Origin of the sequence: Pseudomonas sp. SIMBA_068, from assembly GCF_046534705.1 — a bacterium.
GTDB lineage: Bacteria > Pseudomonadota > Gammaproteobacteria > Pseudomonadales > Pseudomonadaceae > Aquipseudomonas > Aquipseudomonas putida.
The window spans coordinates 1-253 of the sequence record NZ_JAWRYI010001082.1 but is presented as its reverse complement, the minus strand read 5'-3'; the positions used below and the strand labels follow the sequence as shown (position 1 = coordinate 253).

Here is a 253-nt window from a genome sequence, read left to right as displayed (position 1 = left end):
ATTTTTAGATCCTAATAAATTTAGCGACGACGGTACAACGTCTATGTCGGGTTTATCGTTTTCTAAAGATGGTAGTTTATTAGCGTATCAAGTTTCGGAGGGTGGCAGTGATTGGCGTAAAATTATCGTTATTAATACAACGACTAAAGAGCAAGTAGAGCAAGCTTTAGTTGATGTGAAATTTAGTGGTATTGATTGGTTAGGTAATGAAGGATTTTACTACTCAAGCTACGATAAACCAAAAGGCAGTGAA

Annotated in this window: 1 protein-coding gene; it reads left to right on the top strand. The window is 36.0% G+C overall.

What is annotated here, in order from left to right:
• On the top strand, positions 1–253 hold a 253-nt coding region (locus SB756_RS32790), incomplete at both ends, for a hypothetical protein (RefSeq protein WP_410913602.1).